Source organism: Chryseotalea sp. (genome assembly GCF_057350905.1).
On sequence record NZ_JBMRCF010000021.1, the window covers coordinates 80,722 to 98,305 of the forward strand.

Genomic DNA, 17,584 nt, shown 5'->3' on the forward strand with positions numbered 1-17,584 from the left:
TTTGTGAAAGAAGCTACCAATCGGCAGCTTCCTTATGTTGTTCAGTACAATTGTTATTGTGGTTTGGTAATCGCATTACCATCTAATACAATGGCTGTTTGCGCTAAGGCAACACCATTCATAGAAGCTCCGGTTTGAAAAGTGATACCTGTCATTGACAGAATAACACCTTCCACGTGCGATGTAGTACCAAACGTGGCTTGACCCGCTACCTGCCAGAAAATGTTTTTCGCTTGTGCGCCTCCTGTCAGTGTCATGTTTACTGCGTTACTCATCAGTAAGTCACCAGAGATTTGAAAAATCCAAACATCATTTGCGCCACCTGATATAGTAATGCTGGCTGGTATTGTTACCGAGGTAGTCCACTTGTACAAACCAGGTGTTAATGTTCTGCCACCAATGTTACCTGTTGCCAATTCCAGAAAATCTGGTGAGAGACGACCTGCAGCATCATTATAAGCCGTAGTCATGTTATTAACCGCTGTTGTAAGATTAATCGGAGTTGGATCAGCCATATCTGCTGCATACACCTTACCTGTTACTTGCGCTGAAGTGGCAAAACCTGTAGCATCGATCAATGAAAGACCTGTGATGTAAGATGTAGCTGCTGGACTCAGACCTAAATCTCCGGTAAGCGCTGACGTAGAAATATTATTGATGGCTGTTTTGGCTAGTAATAAATAATTACCGGCAGCACCTAATTCTACAACGGATAAAGAAGAGGTACTTCCACCTGTTGTAAAGTTCCATGTAGTATTCGCTGCCAAAGCATTACCCGCTAAATCTTTTGCGCCTGTTGTAACGGATGCTGTATAAACAGCCGCTGCATCCAATGTATTTGTTGGATTAAAAGAGGCAACCATGCCAGTATAAGTTACGGTTCCTGCTACTGTTGAAGTTCCCTTCTTAAGTGTAAAAGTAGTGGTGGTAATTGTGGCAGGGTCCATGGCTTCACTAAAAGTGACTGTAACTGTATTATTACGGCCCACATTTGTGGCGGCACTTAATGGACTGGTGAGACTAATCAACGGTATTGTCGTATCCGGAATTAGTCCCGAAGTAAAGCTGAATGTTTGATCGCTTAGTAGTGCATCACCATTTGTATTCTTCGCACCTGTTGTAATTGTTGCTGTGAAGAGCTTAGACTCAGCCAACATGCTGGTCGGTGTAAAAGTAGCTGTAAGGCCTGCGTAACTCACCAAACCAGCCACCGCTGTACCATCTTGCATTAGGGTAAATGTTGTACCATTTAAGGTTGCAGGGTTCATCGCCACACTAAAAGTTGCTGTTATGCTGCTGTTGACAGCAACATTGGTTGCGTCATCCGCAGGGCTTGTTGATACAACTGTTGGGCGCACTCCAGGATCCTTTTCATTATCACAACCTATCAAAAAGACCATCATAAGCACGGACACAGCCGCAAAAACATTTTTCATTATTCTCATTTTTCTTTTGTTTAAGTCGCAAAAATTTGATGCTGAAACCGACAACCTGCGACTGTTTAATTGTCTTCAGCCTCCATCAGATATGCATTTACTGGCTTTACATCCATGTTTACCAGGTTCTGCATAAGTTGGGACAGATTTTCAGCTGAGGATCAAAGGTGAGTTTTTGCAGTCCGTTCATGTTACACTCCAGGGCAGAAGAGTTACACTTTTCACACATTATGTGTTGGTGAGGGCGATTAACTACCTGATAAGGCGTGTTATAAGGAATTCCTTAAACGGAGAAGTCTGAATAAAAAAGCAATATGTTCGAGTTTAACTTCCCAACTATATAGAAAGGAAGCCTATGTCGTGTACAATTTTACATTCTGGACATATACCAACTTAATTCCTTCTCAATTTTTTCGTAATGGAAGAAGGCGGTTATGTTTTTTTGTAATCTTATAAAGGCTGTTTCACTTTTCACTACATAATCGAAGGCACGGTGGTGCATGCAGCTAATGGCTACATCAATTTTATCCTGAGAGGACAACATCACAACAAGTATTTTATCGTTGGCTTCTTTTATCTTATCCAATGTTTCAATACCATTCATCGCATTTTTATCAATGCCATTCAGGTGATAGTCGAGAATAATAACATCCGGATCTTCTTCCAGGTGTAATAGACAGAGTTCTCCGGTCGCAAACGTTTCAACAATAAAGTCAGTATGGTGCGTAAATTCAATCTCTAATGATTTCAAGAACAATGCATCATCATCAACCAGAAAAATTTTTATCTTTTCAGCTTTCATGTCGTAACGTATTTTATTCGGTTAAGCTCTTCTTCTAACTCAATGCAGGCCTGAAGACACACATGCTCCAGCGCTCGCACTAATTCGGGAACGTCAGCAGACTTTTGTTGTGAGCTGGCATAATCTTGTAATTTCTTTGCCATATTTTCAAAATCCACACTTATTCCCATAATCGAAAAAGAAGGGATTAACTTATGTACTGATGAATATAAGCCATCCCAGTCCTGGTCAAGAAAACTTTGTTTCATGGCCCCCACTAAGGGCGGGGTTTGCATGAGATAGAGAGAAATCATCTCCATCATTAAGGTTGGGTTTGATTTGGTGCGTTGAATCAAGTAAGCCAGGTCAATGCATGGAATCCTGTCGCTGTGCGATGCCACTACGCTCATCGCTGATCCATTAGTTTTTGGTATTATCGGTTTTTTTACCAGAGAAATTATTTTGCTATACAGGATACGTTCATCCACAGGCTTAGCAATGTAATCATTCATGCCTACTGCTTTACACTTGGCCAAATCAACAGTGGTCACGTCAGCAGTTAGTGCAATGATCGGTATTGAAGATTTCATGATGGTCCGAATATGCTCTGTGGCCTCAAAGCCATTCATCTCAGGCATTTGTAAATCCATCAGTATAATGTCGTATGTTTCTTTTTCAAGTTTCTCAATGGCAATCCGTCCATTGGTAGCGATGTCGCGTTCAAAACCAAAATCATCCAGCAGTGTTTTCATGAGCAGCTGGTTGAGTGCTATGTCCTCTACAACCAATACTCTTATATTCTTTACTTCACTGTCAATTTCCGCAAAGCCAAAATCGATTTCAGCTTCTTTATTTGTCTTATCAAAACTAAGCGTAAAACTAAAAGTAGACCCTTCCTCCACTTTACTTGAAACCTGTATAACTCCTCCCTGAGGTTCCACAAGTTGCTTTACAATGGCAAGGCCTAAACCCGTTCCTCCGTACAATCGTGAAGTGCCGCTTGTTGCTTGTTGAAAGTTTTCAAAAATAGTCTTCAACTTATTTGTGGATATCCCGATCCCCGTATCGGCAACTGCAAACTCAATATTCACTTTCTCGTCATCTTCATTTAAAAGTTTTACGCTAACCGTAATTTTTCCCTGCGTAGTAAATTTTACCGCATTGCTAATCAGGTTCAGAATAATCTGATGAAGGCGAACCGGATCTCCTACTAACACTGTTGGGATGCGCTGATCATATTCCTTCGCCAGTTCAAGGTTTTTCTCATGAATCTTCGCCTCAAATAAATGAATCATGGCGGCAATAGACATCGCCATTTTAAACGGCACTTTTTCAAATGTCATTTTGCCGGCATCTACCTTCGCCAAATCCAAAATGTCATTGATTAAAACAATTAAGGCATCACCGCTTAACTTGATGGCTGTTAAGTATTCGTGTTGCTTCGAGGATAAATCTGTTTTCAGTAAAACCTTAGTAAAACCAATGATGGCATTCATGGGAGTGCGAATCTCATGGCTCATGTTAGAAAGGAATTGTTGTTTTGCTTTTACAGCATCCTCCGCAATGCGTGTGGCTTTTTCCGCCTTATTCTTTGCTTCTTCAGCAATACCCGTAGCCAACTCTGCCAATACCCTTGCTTCAATGATTTCCTTTTCTATTCGCTTCTGTTCGGTAACATCGCGGGCCACTATTACTACACCCAATATATTACCTGCTTCATTCTTATAGACAGAACCATTGAACAATACATCTGTTAATTTACCTTCAATATGTCGTAAAGTAAGGGGCGAATCAGCCACAGATCCTTTTGCAAATACTTCCTGATACACTTCACGCGCCTTTTGTGGTTCTGTAAAATAGTCGAAGAAGTCAGTACCCGTCAGATTCTCCCGACTTAATCCTGTGATGTTTGCGGTAGCATTATTCATGTCGGTTATTTTACCCTCGGTATTAATGGTCACCAGCGGATCAAGGCTGGCTTCTATCAGACTTCTTGCATAACTCGATTCTTGTTCTATTTGCATGTAGCGAATTAAAATTTGTAATTATCCTAAGACTCATTAAGTCCGTTCAGATTTCCAATTTCCTCGATTGGACTTCGTCTTCTATGTTTAAGTTGTTTAAAATGAGAGGGTGATAAGCCTGTTACTTTTTTGAATTGGTTTGACAAGTGTGCTACACTGCTATAATGAAGCTTGTAAGAGATTTCAGTTAAGCTTAACTCATCATATAACAACAGCTCTTTTACTCTCTCAATTTTATGAATGATGATAAATTGCTGTATGGTAATACCCTTTACCTCCGAAAATAAATTAGACAGATAGGTATAATCATAATCCAGTTTCTCACTGATAAAATCAGAGTAATTCATTTTTGGTTGTTCATCCGAATGATGAATCATCTCCATGATTACAGTCTTGACCCGCTCAATTAATACAGCACGTTTATCGTCCATTAATTCAAGGCCGGATACTAGCAGGGCACGTTGCAGCTGTTCTTGCTGGGCAAGAGTCATGTTTTCCATGATCTCTACCTCACCTAAATCCACTACAATAAAGTGAAGTCCGAGTTTTTTTAACTCTTCCTTTACCGCCATTTTGCAGCGATTGCTTACCATGTACTTAATAAATATCTTCAAACAATTTTTTTCTAAATAAGACCGATAAAGCTGGTGACATTTAGAGGCCGATGCGTTATACACCGGATACGAAATGTTACATAAATCACAGATGCTAATACTGCGATAACGTTCTGCGAAAAAGCTAAAATTACCTGTCCCTAGTGATGAGTGGGACAAATGGCTTGTAAGAGGTGAACGTAACTAAATAGAAGGAGGTAGAAATGATGTGTGTACCAAGGTACACATTAGTTTTGGTAAAAGTGCAGGAATATTATACGGTTCAGGGTTAAGTCATTGTATGTTTTGCTATTCCTTGTCTTCTAAACATACGAAGATGTAAATATATCTATACTCTTTTTGAAATACCGGGTGTAAAAGGATCTTATTTTCAATGTATGCTTACTACAGATTTATTTAGCATGCTTCTTTTTTGTATAATCAACTGATCTGGTAATAATCTCTTGTAAAACCTTCATATCAATGTCTTGTAGCGATTTGACGTACAAACATGATTTACCAGTTTTATACTTACCCAACTTACTCATTAAGTCATCATACTTGTCAAAACCCGGCATGATATAGAGGGTGAGGTTTTGTTTGCGTGGAGAAAAACCCACCAGTGGCCAATCGCCTTGCTGACCACTCGCATATGTATATTGGTAGGTTCCAAAACCCACGATGGCAGTTCCCCACAACTTAGGCTCCTCTTTTGTAACTTTTTGCATGAGTTTTAACACAGTAAAAGCATCTGCACGTTTCCTTTCATCTTCTACTGCATCACTAAACTTGCTTACGCTAGCATCGGTCTTTTTTGTTTTAATCTCCTTTGCCATGTCATTACTTTTTAAAGTTTTGAAGTACGTGCTCTCAACACAAAATCTGCGATAACCAAGGCTGCCATGGCTTCTACAATCGGAACAGCCCTGGGCACAACACAGGGATCGTGTCTGCCTTTGCCTGATACTACAGCAGGATTGTTATCCTTATCCACCGTATCCTGATCTTGCATAATAGTAGCCACTGGTTTAAAGGCTACATTAAAATAAATATCTTCACCATTGCTAATACCGCCTTGTATTCCTCCGGAGAAATTTGTTTTAGTTCTCACCTTTCCCTCTTCTGTATAAAAGGCATCGTTGTGTGCTGAACCGCGCAAGGCAATACCTTCAAATCCACTTCCATATTCAAAGCCTTTTACCGCATTAATACTCAGCATGGCCTTTCCTAATTCAGCATGCAATTTATCGAACACAGGTTCACCAAGGCCAACCGGTGTATTCTTAATCACACACGTAACAAGGCCTCCAATTGTATCGCGATCCAAACGGACTGCATCAATGAGTGCAATCATTTTATCTGCTACTACAGGGTCGGGGCAACGCACAATATTATCTTCTGTTTTAGATAAATCCAGCGTTGTGTAATGAGGAGCTTTAATATCGCCCACTTGTGAAACAAAGGCTTGTATGCTAATACCGTGCGCCTTCAAAAATAATTTAGCCAAGGCACCAGCTGCTACACGCGCAGCCGTTTCGCGAGCCGAGCTTCTGCCTCCACCTCTGTGGTCGCGATGACCATACTTGGCTTCGTAAGTGTAATCTGCATGTGATGGACGAAACACATTCTCAATATGGCTGTAATCCTTACTGCGCTGATCCTGATTATCAATCACTATTGCAATAGGCATACTCGTAGTTTTGCCTTCAAACACACCTGACAATATTCTGAAAGTATCGTCTTCCTTACGCTGTGTGGTAATTTTTGATTGCCCGGGCTTTCTGCGCGTTAACTCTTGCTGTATAAATGCTTCATCAACAATAAGCCCAGCAGGGCAACCGTCTATCACTACGCCAATAGAAGGCCCGTGAGATTCACCAAACGTAGTAATGCGGAAAAGTGTGCCGTATGTGTTCATTGTTAGATCGGTGGTGAGAAGTTAGATGGGTGGAGTTATCAATTTGAAATCCTATAAATAGTTATTTTTTAAAAAACAAATAAGCAGACAGTGCTAAAGACAAAGCCACAAAAGAATAAACAAATACAGCAAGCCAATTCCGTTTACCCATTTTGTTTAATGAATTATCTACAGTGCTGATCTTATCATAAAAACTACCCAAATCGTTTGAGCTGATGGCTTCATCTCTAAGGCTTTCCCCTGTAACTGTAAGGGTTATGTTACTTTTTAACGTATCGTACTTTGCTGTTTTGGGATTAAAAAACACCCATTGAAAGTAATCACCTAAATTATAATCTCCAGGCTCGCGGGGTATCATAAAATAGCTGAATGACTTCGTGCCTGTTACTCTTCCATTGTCGCGGTTGATGTCCTGCCGTACGTTGGGTTCATAAAACTCAAACTCATCAGGCTTACCCAGGGCTGGTTTTTCCAGGGACGATATGTTGCCTTCTCCATAAATATTAAATTGATAGGAGAAACTTTGCCCTGTCTCAATTGCATTGGCATTTGTTTTTTCATCAAGCCGATAATCACCAACAGCTACACCATCGCGCAAAGGGTGTGGTGGTAATTCTTTCACCTTCACTACCTTCTCCTTAGAATAAAAGGTTTTAAAATCCTCTTGCCTGTTTTGTCCGAAGAAGGATGGGTTTTTAGCAACCTTATATTTTATCATTTCTAATCCTACACTTGGAAAAACAATGCGCTCTGTATTCAGGGGATAGAATACAGCTCTGTACAGTTTGTATTGGGTGTAGTCTTTACCATTTATTTTTATACCCTCGCCTTCAATATTTTCTATATTGAAGTTCTCTTCCCAGCAAGTGCCTGGTTTAACTTTTTTCAGTATTTCACCCAGTTGTTTTCCCAATTCATGGAATTGTAATGGTGCGCGGTTATCATCACTTACATAAAAGGCCAGGGTTGCGGTAAAACCTTCTCCTACGTAAACATTATCCTTATTCGTAGTTAAGGCAAAAAAGGCATCCTCTTTAATATCTATAAATTCAGTTTCTCCCCTTCCAAAAAAATCTTCTTTAGGGTCTCTGTTAAAAAACCTGCTGAAAGGATCCGTTGCTTGTTGTCGCTGCACGGGGGCGCCAATTTTCACCTTCTTTCCGGGAACATTAATTTTTGTCCCATTAATGGTCATGGCAAAAGAAGGTACGGTAACAATGCCTTGCTTTTGCGGCAGATAAGTCATGATGATACTTTGCGAGGAAGACACCTGGCCGTTTACAATATTGGTGCTGGATTGTGACGAGGTACCCCGCTTTTGCAGACCAGGAATGTCTGGAAAATTGTCATAGCTCTTTAAACGGTCATTCTGGACAGTGACCGTAATCGTCCATGCCTGATTTTCGCCAATTTCGTCAGGTCCAAGGGTAATTTGAACCTGTTGCGCGTCAACCTTATATGCGCAAAGGGCTATTAAAAGAGCAAAGAGGTTTCTAATCGAAAAAAGTAGTCTCATACAACACCCAGTTCACGGGTTTTTACGTTTCAACATCAAGTTTGTGTCACAACCTGACAATGGTAAAGGCGAAATTTACAACAAGATTTAATATTCAAGTAATAAAATACATGTATGACAGCATTCTTAAAGAAAACAAGTAGCATGTTAAAGTATGTGAAAAGCATACTGGTTCGCGTAAGCTTTGATGCCATTCTTTTTGAGAAAGAATTACGCAAGGCCATAAATTTACTGGTGACCGATGAGATCGAGATTTTAAAGGAATGGTGCTATCAAAAGTTTAAACAACAATATGAGCCAGTGCTTCAGCGCTGTTTTACTACTTAGCGATCTTTCAGGCTAATCATTTTTTAGAGTAAGGTCTCCTTCACCAAAATCCAAACGCCCATTACCAGCGTAAGCCAGCCGAAAGCTTTACGCAGCGTGAGGCTTGAAATTTTGCTGGCGTAAATATTTCCTATAAAAATACCTGCTACCGCAAGGCCGGTGATTGACAAAAGGAAAAGCCAATCGATGGAGGCGCTCAAAACATCGCCCATGAAACCACTTAGGGAATTAATGGCGATAATAAATAAAGAGGTGCCAACGGCTGTTTTAAATTTTAAACCGGTTAAAAAAACCAAAGCCGGTATGATTAAAAAGCCACCACCGGCCCCCACCAACCCTGTTAAAAAGCCAATCAATAATCCTTCTATCACAACCAAGAGCGGTCTGAAATTTTCCTGCTCCGAACTGATCTCTCGCTTTCCTCTGATCATCGATAGTGAAGCCAGTACCATCAGCATGGCAAAAATACCCAATATCAATACACGCTTGGTTAATACAAAGGCATCTGCATCCCAGATGATATCTGGTATGGCAGGCACTATCCATTTGCGTGTTGAGAATATGCTGACAATCGATGGAATACCAAACAAGATACCAGTGCGCAAATTCACTAATTGCTGGTGGTATTTCGGAATTGCCCCGACCAAAGAGGTAACGCCAACAATAAAGAGTGAGTAGGCAGAAGCCAACACTGGTTCAATTTGAAAAAGGTACACCAGGATGGGTATAGAAAGAATAGATCCACCACCGCCCAAAAGTCCCAATACTACACCTACAAAAACAGAAGCGATATAGCCTGCCAATTCCATCCATCAAAGAGAATGCTTTTTACTGAGAAATGAAATTAGCCTAGTGAGTGGGTAGAGAATGGAGGTTAGGAGATAGAATATAGAAGTTAGAAGATAGAAGATGAAAATTGGAAGTTGGAAAAGGGCATGTTGCTATTCGGGTAAGGCTGAACATATGGTGCTTTAAACTTTGATTTTTAGCAGCTGCCTGATACTAACTAAATGCGCAAACAATACCATGGGCACCACAAAACCCGGTAGCCAGGTAAAGGGAAAATACAAGACCCCCACATTCGGCTGCTCAAAAGCTAACTGCTGGAAAGGAACGGGTGCGCACAGCACTGCGGTGATCACAATGTTTGCCAGCAGTGCAAGGCATAAAAAATTCCAGCCCAGTAAAATTCCTCTCGACAACTTCTTCTTTGAATATCCGAGGTATGCAATAATCGGAGCGGTTATACCTGAGAGTATATCAAAGTTAGTTCCTTCAAAAGTCATTAACTCAGGTACCAGTTTATTGATAAAAAGCAGGTACAACGTTATCTCTACCGGTATTCTGATCACATGCAGATAAGTAAGCCAGCTGGTGTCTAATGAATCAATAAAACGCAGACCCGACTTGCTCACCATCATGTAAACCACAAATGCCAATGCTGGTAATACCAGAAAAACAAAACGTGGTGGTACTGTATCTGTAATGGTATAAAAACCCGTATCGCTTATGATCCCTTGCAGTGCAATCCAGCCAAGTAAGAGGAACACTGCCAGTTTTGATTGACTTGCTTTGTAAAAAAACCATAGCGTTAGCAGGGTGGTAACAATGAAGAGATAGTTAACATATTCAGGTACGGCAGCTGTCATGATTTTTGGATAGGGATGGAAAGTTAATGCTTACGCAGGAAACTTCTATAAAGTTACTGCTCCATGCATAATTATCAATAGCAGGTCGCATTCCCGTCAGCACCTCACAAATCCATACATATCTCCATAAAAAAACCAATCTCAGAAGTGGGTGCACCCACTTCTGAGATTGGTTAAAACGATTCTCTGTAATAATTAGTAAGAAGCGTACTCTCCTTCTTTCACGTCTTCGTCCAGGGTAATGGATATTCCGTTTTCATTCTCCCTATACTCCAGCGCTTTTCTGTTCTTCTCCAAGTCCTTGTACGCTGCATCTTTCTTGCCATTTGTTCCAGCGGCAGATTGACGGTATTTCTTCACCTCTTTATTTTCAAACTGCTTTTTCTTCTTCTCATCTTCCACTTTGAAGAAAGATACAAGGTCTTTTAGGCTATCTGCTTGCGCTGCCAATTCCTCAGAGCTGCTGGCCATTTCTTCTGCATTGGCTGCATTCTGTTGTACAATCTGATTCAATTGCTGCAGAGCGTTATTCACCTGATTTGATGATTCACTCTGTTCCTGTGAACTTGCTGCAATTTCCTGTACAAGATTAGAAGTGCGCTGAATATCCGGAACAATCGATTCTAAAAGCTTACCAGATTTCTCAGCAATTTCTACACTGCTTTTTGAAAGGTTATCGATTTCTGTAGCTGCATTATGGCTACGTTCTGCCAACTTTCTTACCTCAGCTGCTACTACAGCGAAACCTCTTCCGTGCTCACCAGCCCTGGCTGCTTCTACAGCGGCATTCAGAGCAAGTATATTTGTCTGACGTGCAATCTCGCCAATGATCTTGATCTTATCAGCAATGGTTTTCATAGAAGTAACTGTTTGTTCAACAGATTTATTTCCTTCTGAAATATCTACTGCTGCCTTTACAGAAATTTTTTCTGTTTGCTGTGCATTGTCTGTGTTCTGCTGAATTGAAGCTGACATCTCTTCCATTGAAGAGGCAACCTCTTCTGCCGAAGCGGCCTGCTCATTCGCTCCTTGTGATATTTGTTGGGAGCCAGACGACATCTGACTGGAAGCAATGGCCAGGTTATCTGAAATGACTACGATGTTCTGTATTACATTTCTCAACTTTTCCACCATCGCTTTTAAATCCTTGTATAAACCGATCTCGTTCTTTTTAGAGAAAACGATCTGAAGATTTCCATTTGCCAGGTTGTTTGCAATTTCTGCGGCCTCATAGGGCTCACAACCTAATTGGCGAACAATACTTCTTGTTAACAGAATGCCAGCAAGAATCAGCACCAGCATTACAGCGCCAAAGAAAATGAAAGCAAGATTTGTTATTTCCTGAGCCTTCAGCATGCTTTCTGCATACTCATCTTCAGTTTGTTTTGAGCTTACTTCGGTGAGGTCATTAATTGCGTTGCGCATTACTTCGAAATGAGCGGAATAATCACCAAAGTATAAATCTTTAGCCTTCTGTATCTCGCGTTCTCCCAGCATTTTTTCAAGTTCTGCTGAATGTTTTACTACAATCTGAAACTCAGTATCAAAAGTGGTAAAGGCTTCGTGCTTTACACCGCCTGTAGACAAGAATGTCTTCTTGAATTTCTCAAACCTGTCTTTCAATTGAGTAAGGTTAGCATTCAATTCTGAAAACTGGGAAGTAGCTTCATTCTCGGTATTGCCCTTACCACGCTGATTAATAATGGCAATGGCTTCCATTACAGAAATTTTAGATTGATATCCATCACGGTCAGCTTCGAGCAAGGCTACAATACTCAACAAGCGGTTTTGATAAATACTGGTTACATTTTCTTTTATGTCGTTAAGACTAATAAGGTTATAGGCAATATTGCCTACGTAAAAGGCAATGATAATGATAAAGGTTATCAGTACCCTGTGTCCTACTTTTAAATTGGTTAAGGCTTTCATAGTTTAATAGTTGATGTTTTTATTTATTTGATTTTTCTGTTTTGCTTTTGAAAAAATTAGGTGTAGCCGTTATTACAGCATACAATACCTGATTTTCCTTGCTTTTTTCTCCACCAAAAAAGGCATCCAGCGTTGGTGTTTCAAACATGGTGCAATACGCTACCTGCATTTTAAAATTAGAAGAGAAGTTATAGTTTACCAGGAAGTCATTCTCAATACCCAAGTGACGGCTCATTACCTGGTTTTCACTCAGTGGATTGTTAAGTCTTGCTGATGTTTCGAAATCATGCAAGTGATTTTCCAAGGATAGTTTATCAGTTATTTTTACCGTGCCTTTGATATAGTAATCATGTACACCAACCAGTGTGGGTCTCATTACATAGAAGTAATCCATATAGCCGAAATGTCCGTGCAACAATCCGTACTGACGTTCAAAAGTTGTTGTCTTCTTGCTTGCTGGATTCGTATAATCTGATTCATTCGTGCCTGATCCTGCATCAACACCAAAAATCAATTGCACTTTTTTTGAAGGTTTGTAAACAAGTTGAGCTGAGTAAAAGGATGCATTAATGCTTTGCGCTGCAGTATTTTCACCAACCTGATGGTAGTACAATCCTTTTACACTTACCTTATCGCTTATAAAGATATTTGCATAAGGACCAAAAGTCTGCATGTAGGCAGAGGTTGTGTCTCCCTTCTCCATACCACGGTTCATCACTGTAAAGGTGAATTTGCTTTTGCCTATAGTTTTTTCAGCCCAGGCAAATTGCAGGTTTTTATACATGAAATCGAAACGATAAACTTCACGCTTCAACTCCTGACCGTTGGCATTGTAGGCTACACCGGCATGCAATTTTAAATTATCTGTTTCATATTTAAATAAAGCGGCATCATGACCACGTGTTCCCACCCAATTTGGATCGCCAAGAATATGTTGCTCATCGTATACGAACATTTGTCTTCCTAATCGTACAGAAAAATTTTTGGCAAAATACTTTTCTACCCAGGCTGTAAACACCGCCATGTTAGCTACATCAGCCCTATCCTCCTGATCGCCCCAAAAGCGTCTATCCTGGATGGTTAGCTCTGCGTCAAGATCATCTTCCTTTTTATACTTGAAGATTATGCGCGTGCGCTGCATGGTAAATAAACCTGCTTTGTCACCTGCATACATCGGCTCTCTGAAGCCACGGGAATACACTGGATTAATTCTGTACTCTCCGTCAATGCTAACATCCTGTGCTATGGATGTACCCATCAACAGAAGCAATAGAAAAAAGCTTACTACAAATTGTTTCATCATTGTTATATTTAGTTATTCAGATTTTATTATTTGTCTTTCACATTCGTTTAACATTCTTGCTATACTCTTGGTAATTCTGTCTATTTCCTCTACCTCTTCCACGAGTAATCGCAAAAGGTTTCTGGTTTCTTCATCCAGACTTTCATGATTTAGCAAATTGATTAAGCCTGCAACACGACATAAAGGGCCACGCATAATGTGGTTGTTTTTAAAACTATAGTCATGCAGAAGGCCAAGCAACAATGACTGCATTTCTTCAACTTGTAAAAATTCCGGTGTGTTTTTTTCCATTGTGATATACCGCAGCATTACTGATTAATTAATTCAAATGGAATTGCCTGCAGTGGCAAAATCTTATCTACAGCCTTCAGTCTTACAGCTTCTTTAGGCATGCCGTATACAACAGATGTTTCTTCATCCTGGGCAATGGTAAAAGCACCACGCTTTTTCATGCTAAGCATACCGTTCGCTCCGTCCTTGCCCATACCTGTAAGCAAAACACCTATAGCAGCATTGCCCAATTGTTCTGCTGCAGATTCAAACAAAACATCAACGGAAGGCTTATGCCTGTTAACTGCGGGTCCATCCCAAAGCTGTACTACTATGCTACCGTTCTTACGCAACAGCTTCACATGTCTGTTTCCTGGTGCTATCAACACTTTACCAGGCACCACCGCATCACCATGCTCTGCTTCTTTTACACGCACAACTGAGAATGTATTCAGTCGCTCCGCAAAATACCTGGTAAACAATTCGGGCATGTGCTGTACGATAACAACCCCTGGTGCATTAGCTGGCAGCTTTGTGACTACATCATGTAATGCAGTGGTTCCACCTGTGGATGCACCCATTACAACAACTTTATTTATTGCACTTTTAAGTGCAGGCAGTGGGAAAGTTAATTCTGAAACATGGAGGGGTTTTGCCTTTCTTTGCACGCGAGCGCTGCCGGCTGCTCTTATGCTTTCAATTAATTCTTCGTTGGTTGTACCCTCGGCATACAGTTGTAGCTCATCTTTAGAAAAAAGATCCACAGCTCCATACTCCAGTGCTCGCAAGGAGATTTCACTTCCTCCTTTGCTGAGGCTGGACAGGATAATTACCGGGATAGGATGTTGCGCCATGAGCTTACGTAAAAATGTAAGGCCATCCATGCGTGGCATTTCAATATCAAGGGTGATAACATCCGGACGCTGCGTCTTCATTTTTTCAACAGCAACATATGGATCAGCTGCAGCAGCAATAACCTCCATATCAGACTGAGCACTTATTGAATCGCGCAGCACCTTTCGTATCAGGGCCGAATCATCAATGATCAATACCTTTATTTTATGCATGGTATTCATTGAAGTTTCCCTTTAATAAATTTTAATAAAACAATTCCTGTATTAGTATCGAAGCGTATGTTCATGCCATGTTCTCCGCCCAATTTTTCAGCAACAACTGGTATTCTGTATTGCGCTAACATTTGCTTTGCTATTTCTGCATTGCGAGTTCCGATGCTTTGCGCAATGCTTCCTGATTCGCTCTGTGTGCGCCCGCCAAAAACCTTGGCTACCATGGTGCGTCTCTCTGCACCCAGTTCCTCCATTTTCTCAATCAATTTTTCTATAGCTATGTTGCCATACTTAGGTGATGCAAGACCTTCGCCATTCCACAAAGGCAATAGATAATGATTCATACCACCTATTCTTGCCCGCATATCCCATAAGCAAACCGCTACACAGGTACCCAGCAATGTGTTGATGCACATCGGTGGAGCCGAAACATGTATGCCTGCCGGATACAGGAAAACCTTTTGCGTTATAGGAGGCGTCTCAATCATTCACTTAAAAAGTCTGATCAAATAATACTTCAGCCCCATCGCCAGAAAGTGTTCTTGATTCATCATCGCTCACTTTTGCAGGAAGTTGTACAATAAATACAGAACCAGATTCTCCGGACTTAACCTGCACAAAGCCTTCTAAAAGTTCCGCCAAATCTTTTATGACCGATAAGCCTAATCCATGACCCAGGTATTTTTTAACTGTGCCTGAATCAAGTTGTGTGAAGCGATCAAATATTTTAGACAGGTCTTTATCCGGTATGCGATTGCCCGCATCAGCAACAGTAAACGATAAGTGATCAACATACTGTGCCAGGTGGATGTTGATGTTTGAACCTTCCCGGCTAAATTTTATGGCATTAGAGATCAGGTTTGATGCAATTATTTTAAAATAATGGCTATCGGTAACAAAATGCACAGGTTCATCGCCTTTAACATAAATGCTGAGTTTCCTTTTTTCTATGAGACTGGCAAAAGAATTTACACATTGCTCGACCACATGAGAAATATTAACTAACACCAATTCAGGTGTAGCACTCCCCGCTTCAATTTCGGCCGCAGTCATAATATTATCTAACTGAAAATTTAGTGAGTGCGCTTCGTGATTAATGAGTTGTAATCCTCTGACTGCATCCTCGGGAAGACTATTTCTCTTTCGTAAAATATTCTGAGATAAAGCCAGGATAGAAGCTAAGGGATTATTAATTTCATTTTTGATATTGCTGATGAAATGACTTTTAAGTGCTTCAGACTGACCTAGCTTTCTGTTTAACTCCTGCATTTGCACGAGTGTATCTTGCTGCACAAGAATTGTTTTTGTGTTCAGGGAAAGTCTTCTGTCAAGCTCTCTGAGCAGTTCTTCGTTGGATATTTCTTGCATAACTAAATCTTTTTGTACAACGTGGGGCGTACCTGAACCAGCGGTAGCTGCATGTTGGTGAGTGATTCTGAATGACCGATAAATAAATAACCTCCGGTAACTAATTTCGAAGCCAGCTTACTTACTACTTCGTACTGCACTTCACGACTGAAGTAGATTAATACGTTACGACAAAAAATGATATCATAACTTGGCTCAAGGCCCGTAAATGATTTTAATAAATTAAGTCGCTTATAGTCGACTGACTTCAATAATGCGGGTTTAATTCTGGCGGTAGGGTTCTCCTGGTTTTTACTTTTTAAAAAGTAGCGTTTCTTTAAATGCAGAGGAATGTTTGCAATTCTCTCTTCAGCATAAATGGCAGCTGCAGCTCTCTTTAATACATGTGTGGATAAATCAGTGCCCAGAATTTTATACGGATGTGTCTTGAAAGTTTTGAAAAAATACTCTTCCAGGGTGATTAATATGGAGTAAACTTCCTCACCTGTTGAACAAGCGGCACTCCATATTTTAATTTCTTCCTGCTGTTTTTTAGTAGCTAAAATGCCCGGGAGAATATCTGCAGTTAAAAAATCAAAATGTGCTGATTCTCTGAAAAATTCAGTTTTATTGGTCGTGATCAGATCGATCATGTGAACGTACTCCGAATAATCCTTTGCGCTGAAAACAAAATCAAGGTATTCGTGAAATGTAGGAAGCTTTAGTGCTTTCAGTCGTTTTTGTAAACGAGCCTCCACCATTTTCATTTTAGAAAGCGGCAGCTGAATGCCATAATGCTCCTGAATAAAATCACTGATACGCAGGAAATCAGCAACTTCTAATTTTTCAATCTCAGACAACGACAAAGCACTCATCTCTTTACAATCAGGCGTTTTCTGTTTCTGCTTGAGAAATAGTGATCAGCTCTTCATTGGAGAATACACGATCAACATCCAGTACCATAATAAATTTTTCCTCCACCTTTATTACACCCTGAATAAAAAGTGTACGCTCCTTCTTACCAACCGCAGGAAGTGGAACAATTTTATCGGCAGGAACTTCAATTACTTCAGAAACACTATCCACAATAGCACCTACTTGTACAAGCTCCTGATCAATTTCAATGTTCATTACCACGATGCAGGTATCTATGGTATCTTCTACTGCAGGAAGTGAAAACTTAATACGTGTGTCAATAACCGGCACAACAGCGCCTCTTAAGTTGATTACTCCACGCATAAATTCTGGTGAGCGTGGTACGTGAGTAACAGGCAACATTTCAAGTAATTCAGTAACCTTAGTTACATTTACTGCAAAACATTCGTTATTCATATTGAAGGTTAAATAAGAATCCATTTTTACCTCAATGTGTGCGTTGCTTCTCATATCAATTATATTACACTACAAAGTGACTCAATTGACAG

Annotated in this window: 18 protein-coding genes; 1 reads left to right on the top strand and 17 read right to left on the bottom strand. The window is 40.4% G+C overall.

Going from position 1 to position 17,584, the window contains the following annotated elements; all coding sequences use genetic code 11:
* Nucleotides 1-53: 53 nt before the first annotated feature.
* The 7 genes from ACO1XM_RS19640 to ACO1XM_RS19670 form a co-directional block, all read right to left on the bottom strand.
* The gene (locus ACO1XM_RS19640; RefSeq protein WP_486232200.1) at nt 54-1,436 is read right to left on the bottom strand and encodes an ice-binding family protein; all 1,383 of its coding nucleotides are present in this window, start codon (nt 1,434-1,436) and stop codon (nt 54-56) included.
* A gap of 370 nt (nt 1,437-1,806) precedes the next feature.
* A complete protein-coding gene (locus tag ACO1XM_RS19645; RefSeq protein ID WP_486232202.1) occupies nt 1,807-2,238 on the bottom strand; it encodes a response regulator in 432 nt (143 codons plus the stop codon).
* Nucleotides 2,235-4,241 carry a PAS domain-containing hybrid sensor histidine kinase/response regulator gene (locus ACO1XM_RS19650; protein ID WP_486232204.1) on the bottom strand — a complete coding sequence of 669 codons (2,007 nt, stop codon included), beginning with the start codon at nt 4,239-4,241 and terminating at the stop codon, nt 2,235-2,237. Before ACO1XM_RS19650 ends, ACO1XM_RS19645 begins: the two co-directional genes overlap by 4 nt.
* Before the next feature lie 26 nt (nt 4,242-4,267).
* Entirely contained in the window at nt 4,268-4,855 is a 588-nt protein-coding gene (locus ACO1XM_RS19655; protein WP_486232206.1) for a helix-turn-helix domain-containing protein, read from the bottom strand.
* Nucleotides 4,856-5,247: 392 nt separating this feature from the next.
* Complete coding sequence (locus ACO1XM_RS19660; protein ID WP_486232208.1) at nt 5,248-5,670, bottom strand: DUF1801 domain-containing protein; 423 nt, start codon at nt 5,668-5,670, stop codon at nt 5,248-5,250.
* An 11-nt stretch (nt 5,671-5,681) separates the two neighbouring features.
* Nucleotides 5,682-6,752, bottom strand: a complete 1,071-nt coding sequence (aroC, locus tag ACO1XM_RS19665; protein ID WP_486232210.1) for a chorismate synthase — start codon at nt 6,750-6,752, stop codon at nt 5,682-5,684.
* 61 nt (nt 6,753-6,813) lie between these two features.
* The gene (locus ACO1XM_RS19670) at nt 6,814-8,268 is read right to left on the bottom strand and encodes a BatD family protein (RefSeq protein WP_486232212.1); all 1,455 of its coding nucleotides are present in this window, start codon (nt 8,266-8,268) and stop codon (nt 6,814-6,816) included.
* A gap of 144 nt (nt 8,269-8,412) precedes the next feature.
* Between ACO1XM_RS19670 and ACO1XM_RS19675 the strand changes: the two genes are divergently transcribed.
* On the top strand, nt 8,413-8,595 hold the full coding sequence (locus ACO1XM_RS19675) for a hypothetical protein (RefSeq protein WP_486232271.1): 183 nt from the start codon (nt 8,413-8,415) through the stop codon (nt 8,593-8,595).
* Between the two features lie 23 nt (nt 8,596-8,618).
* Here the strand turns inward: ACO1XM_RS19675 and ACO1XM_RS19680 are convergent, their stop codons facing one another.
* The 10 genes from ACO1XM_RS19680 to ACO1XM_RS19725 form a co-directional block, all read right to left on the bottom strand.
* On the bottom strand, nt 8,619-9,404 hold the full coding sequence (locus ACO1XM_RS19680; RefSeq protein WP_486232214.1) for a sulfite exporter TauE/SafE family protein: 786 nt from the start codon (nt 9,402-9,404) through the stop codon (nt 8,619-8,621).
* Between the two features lie 162 nt (nt 9,405-9,566).
* On the bottom strand, nt 9,567-10,244 hold the full coding sequence (locus ACO1XM_RS19685; protein ID WP_486232216.1) for a hypothetical protein: 678 nt from the start codon (nt 10,242-10,244) through the stop codon (nt 9,567-9,569).
* Nucleotides 10,245-10,439: 195 nt separating this feature from the next.
* Nucleotides 10,440-12,173, bottom strand: coding sequence for a methyl-accepting chemotaxis protein (locus tag ACO1XM_RS19690; RefSeq protein ID WP_486232218.1), 1,734 nt, complete (start codon nt 12,171-12,173; stop codon nt 10,440-10,442).
* A 19-nt stretch (nt 12,174-12,192) separates the two neighbouring features.
* A complete protein-coding gene (locus ACO1XM_RS19695; RefSeq protein ID WP_486232220.1) occupies nt 12,193-13,476 on the bottom strand; it encodes an alginate export family protein in 1,284 nt (427 codons plus the stop codon).
* A gap of 12 nt (nt 13,477-13,488) precedes the next feature.
* Entirely contained in the window at nt 13,489-13,767 is a 279-nt protein-coding gene (locus tag ACO1XM_RS19700) for a hypothetical protein (RefSeq protein WP_486232222.1), read from the bottom strand.
* Nucleotides 13,768-13,784: 17 nt separating this feature from the next.
* Nucleotides 13,785-14,813 carry a protein-glutamate methylesterase/protein-glutamine glutaminase gene (locus ACO1XM_RS19705; RefSeq protein WP_486232224.1) on the bottom strand — a complete coding sequence of 343 codons (1,029 nt, stop codon included), beginning with the start codon at nt 14,811-14,813 and terminating at the stop codon, nt 13,785-13,787.
* A gap of 5 nt (nt 14,814-14,818) precedes the next feature.
* Nucleotides 14,819-15,301: a chemotaxis protein CheD gene (locus ACO1XM_RS19710; RefSeq protein WP_486232226.1), complete on the bottom strand. Its 483-nt coding sequence runs from the start codon at nt 15,299-15,301 to the stop codon at nt 14,819-14,821.
* A 4-nt stretch (nt 15,302-15,305) separates the two neighbouring features.
* Nucleotides 15,306-16,181: a sensor histidine kinase gene (locus ACO1XM_RS19715; protein ID WP_486232228.1), complete on the bottom strand. Its 876-nt coding sequence runs from the start codon at nt 16,179-16,181 to the stop codon at nt 15,306-15,308.
* Between the two features lie 2 nt (nt 16,182-16,183).
* Nucleotides 16,184-17,035, bottom strand: coding sequence for a CheR family methyltransferase (locus ACO1XM_RS19720; protein WP_486232229.1), 852 nt, complete (start codon nt 17,033-17,035; stop codon nt 16,184-16,186).
* Between the two features lie 10 nt (nt 17,036-17,045).
* Nucleotides 17,046-17,546 (bottom strand): chemotaxis protein CheW, encoded by a 501-nt coding sequence (locus ACO1XM_RS19725; RefSeq protein WP_486232231.1) that lies wholly within the window; start codon nt 17,544-17,546, stop codon nt 17,046-17,048.
* Between the last annotated feature and the right edge of the window lie 38 nt (nt 17,547-17,584).

What these genes read in the sequence shown, in the direction of transcription:
- ACO1XM_RS19680 (WP_486232214.1), bottom strand. Translation starts at nt 9,404, where the DNA reads ATGGAATTGGCAGGCTATATCGCTTCTGTTTTTGTAGGTGTAGTATTG.
- ACO1XM_RS19695 (WP_486232220.1), bottom strand. Translation starts at nt 13,476, where the DNA reads ATGATGAAACAATTTGTAGTAAGCTTTTTTCTATTGCTTCTGTTGATG.
- ACO1XM_RS19675 (WP_486232271.1), top strand. Translation starts at nt 8,413, where the DNA reads ATGTTAAAGTATGTGAAAAGCATACTGGTTCGCGTAAGCTTTGATGCC.
- ACO1XM_RS19690 (WP_486232218.1), bottom strand. Translation starts at nt 12,173, where the DNA reads ATGAAAGCCTTAACCAATTTAAAAGTAGGACACAGGGTACTGATAACC.
- ACO1XM_RS19685 (WP_486232216.1), bottom strand. Translation starts at nt 10,244, where the DNA reads ATGACAGCTGCCGTACCTGAATATGTTAACTATCTCTTCATTGTTACC.
- ACO1XM_RS19700 (WP_486232222.1), bottom strand. Translation starts at nt 13,767, where the DNA reads ATGGAAAAAAACACACCGGAATTTTTACAAGTTGAAGAAATGCAGTCA.
- ACO1XM_RS19705 (WP_486232224.1), bottom strand. Translation starts at nt 14,813, where the DNA reads ATGCATAAAATAAAGGTATTGATCATTGATGATTCGGCCCTGATACGA.
- ACO1XM_RS19650 (WP_486232204.1), bottom strand. Translation starts at nt 4,241, where the DNA reads ATGCAAATAGAACAAGAATCGAGTTATGCAAGAAGTCTGATAGAAGCC.
- ACO1XM_RS19725 (WP_486232231.1), bottom strand. Translation starts at nt 17,546, where the DNA reads ATGAGAAGCAACGCACACATTGAGGTAAAAATGGATTCTTATTTAACC.
- ACO1XM_RS19645 (WP_486232202.1), bottom strand. Translation starts at nt 2,238, where the DNA reads ATGAAAGCTGAAAAGATAAAAATTTTTCTGGTTGATGATGATGCATTG.
- ACO1XM_RS19640 (WP_486232200.1), bottom strand. Translation starts at nt 1,436, where the DNA reads ATGAAAAATGTTTTTGCGGCTGTGTCCGTGCTTATGATGGTCTTTTTG.
- aroC (WP_486232210.1), bottom strand. Translation starts at nt 6,752, where the DNA reads ATGAACACATACGGCACACTTTTCCGCATTACTACGTTTGGTGAATCT.
- ACO1XM_RS19670 (WP_486232212.1), bottom strand. Translation starts at nt 8,268, where the DNA reads ATGAGACTACTTTTTTCGATTAGAAACCTCTTTGCTCTTTTAATAGCC.
- ACO1XM_RS19720 (WP_486232229.1), bottom strand. Translation starts at nt 17,035, where the DNA reads ATGAGTGCTTTGTCGTTGTCTGAGATTGAAAAATTAGAAGTTGCTGAT.
- ACO1XM_RS19660 (WP_486232208.1), bottom strand. Translation starts at nt 5,670, where the DNA reads ATGGCAAAGGAGATTAAAACAAAAAAGACCGATGCTAGCGTAAGCAAG.
- ACO1XM_RS19715 (WP_486232228.1), bottom strand. Translation starts at nt 16,181, where the DNA reads ATGCAAGAAATATCCAACGAAGAACTGCTCAGAGAGCTTGACAGAAGA.
- ACO1XM_RS19710 (WP_486232226.1), bottom strand. Translation starts at nt 15,301, where the DNA reads ATGATTGAGACGCCTCCTATAACGCAAAAGGTTTTCCTGTATCCGGCA.